A 12,450-nucleotide genomic window follows, 5' to 3' on the forward strand; every position below is an offset into this window, starting at 1 on the left:
CAGCGCGGTCCCGCAATTCGCCCGCCAAGGTCAGCACCGAGTCGCGCAGCCCACCGAGCTCGAACGGCGTCTGATCCACCGCGGCGATCGTCGGCACCGCAGCAGTGATCGCCTGAAGCGTCGCCCCCACCGATGCCGCATTGTCGCGCAGCGCCGTCAGCCCGGTCAGTGCGGTGTCCAGGTCGCTGCGCAAGTCGGCGACCGCGGTCTCCAGGTCCGCCACGGTCGCGGGGAGCGGCGCGATGACCGACGTCGAGACCACGCGGCCCGCGTTGATTAGCAGCGCGGTCCGGTCCTCGTCGGTCGCCGCGCCGGGCAAGGCCGAAAACGCGTCCATGACGTCGTCGTAATCGGTCTGCTTCGCCGTCCACCGGGCGATCAGCTCGTCGACTGCGGTGCGCATCGCCGCGAAGCGCGCGCGGCGACCCTCCGCGGCCGCGGACAGATTCACCGTCGGCAGGCCGAACGGCATCACCGGACGCACCGCCGCGGCATAGTCGGCGATCCAGCCGTCGATGTCGTCCCGCGCCGCGTCACGGGCGACCTCCGGGTCGACGGCCGCACCGATCGCCGCGTCCAACGTCGCCACGAACGCGTCGACGGCACTTTTCGTGCTCTGCAAATCGACCAGTACCGCGTCGACCTTGTCCGCGCGCACCACGCCGGCGGAGTCCTCGCGCACCGACGCCTCGTTCTGCAGCGCGAGATCCGTCGGTCGCAAGGGACGGGCACCCAACACCACGCCACGCAGTGCGCGCACCAGTGGGGCTACTTCGAAGAGCGTGAGCCCGCCGACCCCTGCCGGCTTGTACTCCAGCGAGAACACCGCGTCGTGCCGTGGCGCTGGGGCGCCGACGCGCTCGGCATGGTCGATCAGCAGCTCGTCGAAGCCCGGCATGCTGGCAGCGCCGCCAGCGTCGAGCAGATAGAACAGGTCGACGGGTCCAAATCCGAGTTGCGCCATCGACGGTGTCTGGTCACCGCCGGTGCCCAACGCTTCGTTGTGCCATGTCACCCGGGCGAATACCGTTGCCGGGTCCGGCAATTGGGAGGCCAGCCACGCCGCGAGCGCCGGTTCGCCGACTGCTCGGGGTGTCGTGTTCGCCGGGGCGGACGGTGACAGCCCACCGCGCAGGTGCAGCGCCACCCGGTGCGTCAGCGTCGTGCCGTTGCGCGGCGTGGCGCTCACTTCGGGCAGGTGCGGCTGCGTGCCCTTCGACACGGCGTCCAGCGCCCCTGCTGCGCGGTCGTAGTTGCCACGCACCACCTGGTAGACGCCCTCGGCGAGCATCACGTCGGCCACCGCATCGGCGACCGCGCGCATCTCGGTCACGCACCGGTCCACCAGGACGCCGATCTGGGCGGGCGACGGCGAGCCGGGCTGCACGAGTTCCGTCAGCGCGGGCAGCCCGCTCAGCCCGTACGGGTAGGCGTCCTGGCCGGTTTTCGCCACGTGGTTGGCGAACGCCTCGCCGTCGACGACGTTGCGGGCCTCCACCTTCGTGATCTCGCCCTCGTCCAAGGTGGCTTCGGTGGTCTGATTGCGGTTGCCTGCCAACGGGAACGCGCGCCGGAACTCGTAGATCAGCTCGTCGAGGAACACCGTCGGCTCGTCGTGCAGAAGCCGTTCCAGCCGGTAGCCCAGCAGCGCCCCAAGGGGCTGGCCGTTGCGGATGCCCTCGATGATGGCGTGTGCCCACCGGACCCGTTCGGAGCTGATGTCGACGGCCAGCAGGTCGGGTGCCTGCGGGGTGGCGTTGGCCAGGTGCCCGTTGCGCAGGATCGCGGCCGTCACCGCGTGATCCAGGGATGGCGCGTGGATGTGCCCGTAGTTGGCGGGGTCGTGGAGCAAGGGGGGATCGCCGGGCCGCTCGAAGATCTCGGTGAGCTCGTCGTCGTCGAGCTGCTTGGACTCGGGTGTGGTGTCGTCGGCACGAAGGTGTTCCAGCCAGCCGTAGGCGCCGACGTGCACGCCGCGCTTGTCGAACCCGTCGCTGGAATCCAGCCGCATGTGCGCCAATTGGACGGCCTGAACCCCGAGTCGCCACGCGTCGAGGCGATAGCTCAGGCAGTCGAGGTGTTCGACGAACGCCCGCTCCAGTGCCCCGGTGTGCGCCCCCTTCAGCGTGTCGAGCGCGGACAGCTGCGTGTTGAGGTACGGGTCGCGGGTCGTCAGCACCGTGGGGATATACTCGCTCATGCGGAGCGTCGGGTTGCCGGTGATCGCCACCTCGGGCGCATACAGGTTGAACCACCGGCTCGCAGAACCGGTTTCGGCGACCTGGAGAAATGACGGCTCTCGGCGGGTGGCCAGGAACACTTCGTCGGAGATCGCCAGGAGCTCGCGGCGCAACTGCAGGTCGGTGTCGATGTAACCGAGGTCGAGGGCGTGATGCACCATCAGGTACAAGAGTGCGGTCGGCGTCGCGTTGCCGAAGCCCTCCTGCGTGCGGAGCACGTCGTGTGACTGACGGGCTGCCCACTGCAGCCAGTCGAGGTAGTTGCGGCCGTCGGCGCGGGTCACGCTGAGCAGCTTCGACTCCGAGAGCTCCGCCTCGACCAGGGTTCCCTTGAGCAGGTTGGGACGCTTCAGGAACACCTTCTCCAGTAACTTGGGCACCTCGGTCTCCGGCGGAGGGTGCCACCCGAGGTCACCGAGCGTGTGCAGTCCGTCGACGAGGTAACGCTGCGCAGGCGTGGTCGCCATGCCCATGACCGCCTCGCTGCCGAATGTGAGCGTGTTATGGTGCTGGGCATAGCTATTCGCGTACCGCTGGTAGTACTCGGCCGACGTGGGGTGCAGGCCGACGATGTCGATCAGCGTCCGCTGCGGGGTGCTGCTGGGCTGGCCGACGTGGCTGACCGATGCCGCCATGCCCTTCCAGAAACCCGTCGCCTTCCGCCCGAGTTCGTATAGCTCGGCGAGATAGCCCGCATCGGGCAGGCCGAGGGCGCGTGCGGCGCGGACGTAGTGAGGGTCGGTCCACCACGCCGCCCGCGACCACACGGTGGCGGGCAGCACTCCGTAGGGTTGGCGGCCCACCCGTACGAGCGGTACGGTTCCGCGGCCAATCACGAAGCGATTGAAGAAGTTCCGCGTCGCCCGCACCGTCGATTCGGAGAACACCGGCTCCATCATCTGTTCCATGTAGTAGCCCAGCGTCGCCGGCCACAAGGCGACATTCATGGCTCGCGCCTCGGCCTGGTCGGTGCCGTAGTAGTTCACCGACCGCTTCAGCACGTCGGGCGCCACGCCGAGTGCTCCGGCCAGCCAGGCGCCGTCCTTGCGGTGCGCCCACTCGCCGGGGTCGTCGGTCGGGTCGGTCTCGAAGAAGTGCTGGAAGCTCTCGTCGGGGTTCTCCCACCACGTGTAGCCCGCCGTCGCTGCGTCCGTGTTGTTGGTCGGACGTCCTTGCGGCAGAAGCGAAAATCCCTTGCGACTGGCCTGGTGGTGGGTGATGAGCTCGGCCAGCTCGTCGGCGGCCTCGATGGCGTCGGAGGCCAGTCGGATGCCGAGCACGAACAGCCGGTCGAACGCCGACGGCAGGTTGTGTTCAGTGAGGTTGACCTTGAAGCCCATGCCCTTGGCCACGGCGTCGTCGAAGTCGACCAGCCAGCGCAGTTCGTCGGGCAACTCGAGGTCGGGGCCGTCGGCCTTGATCTGGTCGGTGCCGACGGCGCCCGGGTCGGGGCCCACCTGCAGATCGGGTGGAATGGGCTCGCCGAACTCGCGAAGAATCTGTTGGCGCTCCTGAAAGCCGAGCAGCACCAGTTGTTCTGGCATCAGCCACGCTCGTGCGGGCCGAGCCCACGCATCCTGCGCCAGCGGCAGCGTCGACGGGTCGGGAAGGTCCAGGAACGACACGACCGCAGTGATGTCGTCGGAGGGTTTGACGTCGGGGTCGCGCAGGTTGACCGGCTCCAGCCGCTGCTCGACGTCAGCGGCCCGCCCGGCTCCGACCGCGGCGGACAAGTCCGTGAACGCCTGATCCCGCTCAGCGCCCGACGTCGACCACATGCGCGCCCAGAACGCCGCTATCGCAACGTGTTCGGCTGCGGGCACCGGGACGGCTGGACGGATGACGAGAACGTGCTCGCCTGAACCGATGGACGGTTCGTCGCCGACGTTGAGCGGCTCCACCTGCTGGGTCAGCCAGTGCGCCCGACCGGGGCCGACCCCGCGCACCAGCCCGGCCCACGCCGCCCGGTGTCCGCTCGCTTCGCCGCCGGCGCGCCACCGCTGCGTCCAGTACAACACCACCTTGTCGTATTCGGCTGCGGCGATCCGGTCCTGGAACGTATCGACCAGCACGTCGTCCGGGAACACCCTGACGTATAGGAAGCGCTGCGCGGTGCCGCCCTGATCGACGGTGACGAAGCGCGTCTCCAGCCGCAGCGGGAACAGCGCGATCGGCACGTCGTCGGGCAGCCGCTGCACCGACTCGGTGGGATCGATGAGCGCGGCGAAGTCCAGGCCGGCCTGCACGACGACTGCCCTGTGATCGGCGAAAGCCGCACGGCGAGCGGAGACTTCGCCTCGGGCCGCGGTCAGCTCGTCGTCGTTCGGCGCGTCGTCGGTCCTGGCCCGCTGCGCTGCCGTCCGCTCAAGCGCCTTGACGTGTTCGACCGCCTCCGCAAGGTCGTTGCGTGCGGTCTCCTTGGCGGTCCGCGCCGCCGCGTACCCTTGCCGCGCCTCGTCGAACTCGGTCACGCCGTGTTCTCCTGATCCGGGAGCAGCTCAGACGCGTGCACGGCCATGATCACCGGGGTCTGCAAGGCGATATAGGCGAGTTCGGCGGCGGACAGCTGGGCGTCGAGTGGGACGAACTTGTCGAACTTCCACTGCTGGATCTTCTCGCCGAGGCCGGCGGCCTGGGTGGGCTCGACCAGCGTGCGCGGTGGGATCGCGCTGGCCTTCAGCAGACCGCCGTCCGCGACGCCCGGTGCGACGTCGGGCCAGGCGAGGTCGTTCCAGACGTTGATGGCGCCGGAGTCGCGGGTGATGTCGAAGCCGAACCGCGCGTCGCCAGGCACCTCTTCGATGCGGAAGAACCAGCCGGGCTTGGTGTCGACGGTGTCGTCGCCACGGGCCACCTTGGCCGTCAGGTCGAAGCCGAAGAAGTAGATGTCGGGTTCGACGCGGGCCTCGTAGAGCGGGAAGATCGGCGTGACCGTCTCGTCGAGTACGCGCTCCTTCGTCTTGTCCGGCGTGCCGTCGCTCTTGGGCTGCCACTTCGCGGGCTGAGCGCTGACGACGGTGTTCGGATACTTCTTCAACAGTTCGCCGCGAACCACGAGCACCAGTTCCTCTTCCGGGTTGGCGCCCACCTCACGGTTGTCGTTGTCGCCGAGGTCGTTTGCGCGCGGCCACCGGTGCAACGGCTTGACGTCCTTGAGCTGCTCGCGGGCGGCGGCGGTGTTCCCGGCTTGGGCCAACTTCTTGCGGACGTCCCAGAACTGGCGAAAGTAGCTGCCCCGTTGGTCCGTTGGATACTCCCGCCACAGCAGTTCACGGGCGAACTCGTGGTTGAGGCCGACCAGGTAGGACTCGATGAACCGTTGGTTGGTCTCCAGCAGCGTGACGCTGTTCGGTTCGACGAGATGGATGTTGGGCACGAACCCTTCCTTGTCCTTCGACAACGGCTCGTACATCGGGATGTCGAACTCGGGGTAGGCCATCACCTCGACGAAGTCCTCGCCCATCTGGTCCCTGATGCGCCCGGGGATGGCGACGGCCGACCAGATCCAGCGGGGCACCGTCATCTCCGGCCGGGTGCCCGCAACGATGGCGGTGGCCACCGGAGCTGGGTGGTCGCCGGAACCGTGCCGGCCGTGCGGCTCTGGTCGATCAGCCGGAATTCGTCGCGCAGCCCGTCCTTGAACCGCTTGGCCTCGGCATTGTCCTGTTGGCCGGGTCGCACCGGCGTGAAGGACGGCGGCGTGCGGGGGTCGACGTCGGGGACGAGGGTGAAGTTGGCCGCACCTGGCAGCGTGTCGACCGTGGCGGGGGTCATCGCATCCTCGCCGAGTCGGTCGGCTTCGTCCTCCCGGGCCGCCGCACGTCGCGCCAGCCACCACACCACCGCAGCGCCGACCGCCAGCAGCATCGCGAGGACGAACCCCGCCACGCTGAACCCGCTGGCGACCAGGATGAGGGCCAACACCAAGAGTACCAACAGGATTGCGAGCACGGCGTGCTGCTTCAGCCAGCTGCCAATGCGGGCCAGTACGGCTTGAACGCCGGTGAGCGCCGCGGCATGCGCGAGGTCGTCGGGGGTGACGAGCGCCGGCGGTTCCCGTGGCGGTGCCGCCGAGATCGTGCCGTCATTGGCCTGCTCGACGACGTCGGCCGCCGCTATCGGGTCGGTGAGGTCGAGCCGTTTGGCGAGCGGACCGCCCGGTCGCATCACGCGCCGCATCGCCGAAGACGTCAGCGTGGTATGCATCGGGCTCTGCAGTTGGCTGTGTCGGACGGTGACGCCGTCGGACACGATTCGGGCCGTCAGCGGCGCGGTCAACAGCAGCACCCGCGCCGGTGACACCTCGGCCGCCCCGCGGATGTGAACGTCGTGCAGGTGCATGCCCGCATGCTTGGCCAACTGCGCCTGACGAATTCGGCGGTTGGCCTCGAGCACGTCACCGATCTGCTTCCAGGCGCCTTCCATGAGCTTTTCCTGCTCGTCCTGAACGACTTTCGTGCCGAATCCGGCCGCGGCGCGCCAGCGCGGGTCGAGGTTGAGGTCGTGCACCCAGTTCGTCGAATTCGGCGCCTCGGTGCCGTCGCGGTTGGTCAGCAGGCGCTCGGTCAACGCATGCCAGCGCCCGTACAGCGGCGGCGTGATCAACGGATTGGGGTCCGGGTGAGGGTCGCCGTCATCCACGGCGTCGGGGTCGTCGGCCGCACCGTCGAGCTTGGGGTCGGCGTGGGCTGCCGCGGGACCCATCTGCTGGTAACTGTCGGCCAGGTCGACGAAGGCGGCCACCTGTTCCTGGAACGGCTGCGGATACGGCGTCGCCCACTGGTCGAACTTCGTCAGCTCGTCCTTGTCCTTCTTCGGCAGCGTGTCGAACGGTGCCTTCAGCGCGCCCCCCATCCGCAGTACGCCGCCGAACTCGTCGATCCCGGTGATGTTCGGGGCGGGGTCGGAGACGTCGATGTCACGGTGGCCGACACGGCTGTCGACCGGACGCGGCTTGAGGATGCGGACGAGCGATTCGAAGTCACCGTTCTCGGACGTGCGGAAGAACCAGCGATGGTAGAAGGGGAAGCTGGTGGCCTCGGGCCGATTCGCGGGCACGCCGTACGCTCCCCATGCCGACGACGTCGCGTTGAGTGCGTTCGCGGGATCGGCGAACAGCTTCTCGGGTTCCCGGCCCAGTCCGGCCAGGCGTCCGCTCTCGAACGCCGGGATCAGGAAGGCGTGATAACCCGTGGTCGGTTTCAGCTTGCGCGGGCACAGGATTCGCGAACATGCGGTGTCGGGGGCGGTCGACATCACCTGCTGGGCCGCCTGCGCGGCCTTCGTCGCGTCGGTCTCCACGACGTTGGCGGAGAACTCCGCGTTGAAGTGCGCATGCGCCCACGCCCACGCGTCGGCGGCATTCGGGAACACCTTGGAGAAGTCGGCCGTGACGTCGATGTAGGACAACGGCTTTCCCGCGACGCTGCGGCCCTCGGCGAACTCGACCTGCTCCTCGAGCACGACCAGGGCCAGCCATGGCAGCAGCCTGCGGCCGGTAGTGCCGCTCGGTGTGTAGCGCCACGGGAAGTCCTCGTCGTAGAACTCGATGCAGGGCAGGTAGTTCGGCTCGAAGTTCGTCACCCAGTGCGGCGGCTCGACCCGACTGACCTGGGCGGTATCGATACCGACGATGTCGCCAGGCCCGTACAACTCGACGGTGCGGGCCACTTCGACGGGCGCCGGTGGCGCGCCGGCCTTGGCGTTGCCCTCGACGTTGAGCTTCACGTCGATGGCGGGCCGCGTCGCCGTCGCGGGTCCGATGTGGTTGGCCAGCCCGAGCCGTACCCAGGGCAGGAACGTATACGTGCCAATCGGTTCGGTCATGCGGCCACCGTCTCGGCCGCGGGAATCACGTGAAACTGCCCCGCCGTCGCGGGGTCGGCGCCAAGCCGGGCCAGCGCATCCGTGGCGGCCGCGTGCGAGGTGAAAACGCCTGCGCCTGCCCACGCCGAGTTCGTCGCGGCGTCGGCGACGACGAAGCCGGGCGCGGCGGCGGTGACCTTCGTATCGAAGGGGACGGTCGTCGCCTTGGTCGCCTCCGACAGCGCCGATCGCGCGATCGCATTGCTGCCGAGCAGTTGGGTGAACCAGGCCCTCCCGACGTTGAAGAACCTCCGGAGGTGTTCCTTGTAGTTGGAGTCGATGGTGATCAGCTCGTGCAGCACGATCCGCTTGACGGCATGGGTGGTGCGGGTGTCCGAACCGGCGACCGACACGTCCGCTCCGGCGATCTGTGGTTCGTAGCCGGGCGCCGACAGCTTGGCGGCGGCGTCCATGTCGCGAAACTGGGCGGTGGCGAACGGTTCACGCACGGGTGACTTTTGCACCAGCCCCGGCGAGGTCACGGTGATGCGGGCCAGGGCGATGTCGCCGATGGTCTGGTTCCCGATCTTCTGGATGGCCAGCTCGAGCGGGACGGCCCGCTGGCTGACCCGAAGCACCGCGAGCGGGTGCAACACCAGCTCCGTGGCGGCGTCGATCTTGCGAAGGCTCACCGAAAGGCGAGTCCCGTTGGGCGCCAGCGCCACCCAGTTCTCGCGCTTCTGGAACTCGGCCGCAATGATCGGCAGGGCCGCGATGTCCGGCAGCACGGTGTCGGTCTTGTCGCCCCACGTGGCCGAGATCGGGATGTCGAGATCCCAGAACAACACCGAGATCGAACCCTCGCCCTCGATGTGCCACGGCGACGTGCCCTCGAGTTCGCCGTGGATGTGGACCGAGAAGACGCCGGCACCGAAGACCTTGACCGACACGGACGCCGAGATCGTGATGACGAAGTAGAAGGGGGAGAACTGGAACAGTGCGTCGAAGCCGAGGTGACCCTCGAGGGAGAAATCGCTCACTCCGAAGAAGAGCTCGACGGCGGCGCCGAACTGCGCGGTGTTCGACGTCACCGCGAAGTACGCGGAAACGCGGATGCGCGCAAAGGACTCGTTGAGGATCGACAGGGACAGGCGCTGTGGCGTGGGGAACGGCATCGGCGGCGGGTTGAACTTCGGGTGGAAGCCGCCGACGCTGAGGATGAACTCGGGCTGGTCGCTCCAGGAGATCAGCAGCCCCAGGTCGCCGTCGAGGGTGATGAAGAGCACCCGGCTTCCATAGAGGGAGGCGAAGAACCACATCCGACTCTTGTCGACCTCGAGGGCGCCGATGAACTTCACCTGCAGCACCAGCAGCGCCGCATCCTCGTCGGGCAGTGCACATTTCAGCACGCCGAGAATGGCGATGTTCCCGGGTGGGACTTCGATGATGACGCCGAGCGATGCGCTGATCAGCGTCGGCGTGCCCCACCCGAGCTTGGCCATCGGCCCGATGAGGAAGGTGTCCGGTTGAGCGGGGAAGAAGCGCTGCAGGTCCGAGATGATCTTCGGTGCGTTGGCCACGACGTCGCGCGGGAACATCACGCTCTCGACGGCGCCCGAGCGCACGCCCTCCGCGAGCTCCTCGAGCTTCATCGTGCGGTTGAGGCCGAGTAGCCCGCCGACGCCGATGAGGGTGAAGCCGAAGCCGAGCTGGACGGGGACGCCGAACTCGGCGGTGATGATGACCAGAAGCGAGAAGCCCTTCGAGCCGTCGGGCATGCGGGTGCTGATGATGCCGATGGCCTTGAGCGCCAGAAAACCGGAGAAGACCAGCTCGAGCGCGCCGGCGTAGTCACCCTTGTCCGGGTCGATGAACAGGTAGCCGCCACCGGTGAGAATGCCGGCGTCGACCGAAAGACCAACGCCGTTGGGCATTTTGAAGCCCAGCGAGAGCCCGACTGGTCCGAGGTTCTTGTCGGAACCGCCGGAGAAGTCGAGTTTCGCCACCGCGCCGACGCGATCGACGACTGCGGTCAGCGGACCGATCTTGCCGGTGATGCCGGCCGAAGTCTCCAGGCTGAACGAGCCGTCCGGATTGATCTTGAGCACGAGGTAGAGCGTGTCGAAGGTGGCTGCGCCGAGACTCTGGTGCATCGGGATGGCGATTTCGAGGCCCCCTGCGGCACGAACCACCAAGCCGCCCTTGAGCTTCCACCCGACTCCAAGGTCGAAGACGCCCTTGATGTCGACCGCTGCCAGCAGCGCGCCGAGGAAGCTGTCGGCGTCCTTGGTTCCCAGCGTGATGGTCAGCTGCTTGAGGTTCCCGACCACGCCTGGGTCGATCTTGACGGGTCCCGCCGTGCCCGCACCGATGGCCAACTCGGCGCCGACGCCCATGCTGGCGGCGGTCACGTTCAGCAGGGGGTTGCCGCCGATGATGGTGGTGACCGCCTGAGCCGTCCCATTGCGGTCGACGACGAACGACACCGCACCACCCGCGGTGCCCGTCTTCGGCTGGGCGGTGACGTCGAATGGCGGGCGCAGCCGGAAGACGAGGCCGCCGGCGGCGGTGACGTTGGTCTCGAAGGTCATGCCCCAGGTCGGCGACAACGCGACGCGTTCCTTGAATGCCTTGGTGATCGCCGTCGAGAGGTCGAGCATCAGACCTGGAGGGCTCGCCGTAGCGTCGCGCCTCCAGAGGAAGGGACCGGTCTGCAGGAATGCGTTCGGGCCGTCGAGCCCGGCGCGGGCCGACGACTCCGGGCCGTCGAACGACAGAACCGCCTGCATCGGCTGAAGCGGATCGAACGCGGGCGTGCCCCACCCGTAGACGGCGGCAAAGTGCGCAGCGGGATCGTTGAAAAGGCTCGAGATGCGGTCCAGTCGGAGCGAGGTGCGGACGAAGCGCGGCGCACCGGGCGCACCGGAGGCCTCGATCACTTTGCGCTCGACGATGCCGAGCAACGCCAGCAGGAAGTCGAGCCGGGGCAGCTGCATCTCGAGTGCCCGCGTGGCGAACAAGTCGATCAGCTTGCGCGGCATCGTCGTTGCGAAGTTCAGTGTCGCGGACGCCTGGGGGGCGGGCAGTGAAACTGCCTTCGCCTTGACGCGGTCGACGATCGCGTCGGCCGAATCGACATATCGGTACAGGCCCTCGAAGAGCTTGGCGAACGCCTGCGCCAGCTTGGCGCCGTCGCCGGTGAGCACCGCGGCGTCGAGCGCGTCCGCACCCGAGCGTAGGGCGTTGCCCGCCTCGGCCAGGGCCTGGCCCGCCGCCTTGACCGCCGGATCTCCTGCGACCGCGGCGGGCATCTGGAACCCCAGGCCGTCGGTGTCGAGCTCGACGGCGAAGGAGGCCGATTCGGCCAGCGCGCGTGCGATCCACGACCCGAGCCCGGCGACGGAAACCGGTTGTGCTGCCATGGGTTTCCTCAGGGAGTGTTGGCGTGGCTGGTCATGGCGTCGACGCGACCGACGCCGTACGCCTCGGTGGACGCGGGCGCCGTGTTCGGCTCGACTGGTGGACGGGGCCCGCTGGACAGTGCCGCGCGTGCCTCGGTGACATTGAGCGCGGGCCGCTTCTCCATCATCAACGCGACGATGCCGGCAACCATCGGTGAGGCCATGCTGGTGCCGCCCTTTTCAACGAAGCGCACGCCCCAGTACCACCACGGCCACTGGAGGAGCTGTTCCGCGTGCCTGCTCTTCGCCGAGTTGATCGCGTCGCCCGGCGCGGCGATGTCCGGCTTGAGTGCGATGGGACCCAGCGGTGGGTCGGAATAATCACGCAGTGGCCCACGCGACGAGCTGCGAACGATGCCGTGCGCCACAACGGCATCTCCTGCATCGCCTTGATCGGAGTAGCTAGCCACCGTGATCGTGTGCCGCCCGCCGGGGGAGAAGATCGACTGGTTGGAGAGCGAGACGATGTTGGCGTGCGCCGGGGTGCCGTCCTGATTCTTGTCGCTGAGCCGCAGTACCGCGCCGCCCTTGCCCCATACCTTCAGCTCGGACTTCACGTAGAAGACGGTCCCGGCCGGCGCCGTGATGCGGACCTCGTAGATGCCCTGGTGGTAGATGACTGCGCCGCCGCGATCCTTGGGGCCGACCAACATCTCGACGTACTTACGTCGCACGATTCCGCCCGCCGGATGGACGACCGCAGGCACGTCCTTGTGCTCGATGCTCACGCGGTGGATGTCGTCCGCGAACCCCACCCAGTTGTCCTTCGGCGGCGGTCCGACCAACGCTTCGATGCCGAGTTGCAGCGTGCCAGCGGCCGACACGTCGGCGCTGAAACTTGCCTGGTGCGGCGAGCGCACCGCGAAGGCCACCGATAGCGGAGCAGCAGGCCGGGTGTACCAGAAGTACGCGCCGACGGTCGGTGCGTAATGCCCTCCGCGGCA

5 protein-coding genes are annotated in these 12,450 nt (G+C 68.1%); all 5 read right to left on the reverse strand.

Annotated features, from left to right (window positions below; translation table 11 throughout):
- On the reverse strand, positions 1-4,711 hold a 4,711-nt coding region (locus QOC69_RS27395), incomplete at its 3' end, for a hypothetical protein (RefSeq protein WP_526445607.1).
- On the reverse strand, positions 4,708-5,799 hold the full coding sequence (locus tag QOC69_RS27400) for a hypothetical protein (RefSeq protein WP_526445609.1): 1,092 nt from the start codon (positions 5,797-5,799) through the stop codon (positions 4,708-4,710). The genes QOC69_RS27400 and QOC69_RS27395, both read right to left, overlap by 4 nt.
- Positions 5,760-8,066 (reverse strand): hypothetical protein, encoded by a 2,307-nt coding sequence (locus QOC69_RS27405; RefSeq protein ID WP_526445611.1) that lies wholly within the window; start codon positions 8,064-8,066, stop codon positions 5,760-5,762. Before QOC69_RS27405 ends, QOC69_RS27400 begins: the two co-directional genes overlap by 40 nt.
- Positions 8,063-11,467 (reverse strand): DUF6603 domain-containing protein, encoded by a 3,405-nt coding sequence (locus QOC69_RS27410; protein ID WP_526445613.1) that lies wholly within the window; start codon positions 11,465-11,467, stop codon positions 8,063-8,065. Before QOC69_RS27410 ends, QOC69_RS27405 begins: the two co-directional genes overlap by 4 nt.
- A gap of 8 nt (positions 11,468-11,475) precedes the next feature.
- A partial coding sequence (locus QOC69_RS27415; RefSeq protein ID WP_526445615.1) for a S8 family serine peptidase occupies positions 11,476-12,450 on the reverse strand: 975 nt, incomplete at its 5' end.

Source organism: Mycobacterium sp., from assembly GCF_032162105.1.
Lineage (GTDB): Bacteria > Actinomycetota > Actinomycetes > Mycobacteriales > Mycobacteriaceae > Mycobacterium.